1 pseudogene is annotated in these 255 nt (G+C 69.0%); it reads left to right on the top strand.

The annotated features are described in order from the left end of the window. Positions 1-255, top strand: a pseudogene (locus tag QSK37_RS51380) (IS110 family transposase); the annotation flags it as partial.

The raw sequence follows: 255 nt of genomic DNA, 5'->3' as shown, positions 1-255 counted from the left end.
CACCGGACCAGCTACGCGCCCGGCTACGCGGTCTGAAGAACCGGGAGTTGATCGAGGTCTGCGCCACGGCCCGCCCCGATCCCACGCTCGCCGGCGACCCGGCCACCGCAGTCATGCTCGCCTTGCGTGCCCTGGCCCGTCGCCACCAGCAACTGACCGCCGAGATCACCGACCTGGACGAACTCATCGACCCTCTGGTGACCGCGATCAACCCGACCCTGCTTCAACTCAACGGCGTCGGCCCCGATGTCGCAG

Source organism: Actinoallomurus iriomotensis (assembly GCF_030269445.1).
GTDB lineage: Bacteria > Actinomycetota > Actinomycetes > Streptosporangiales > Streptosporangiaceae > Actinoallomurus > Actinoallomurus iriomotensis.
This window is presented reverse-complemented; position numbering and strand designations above follow the sequence as displayed.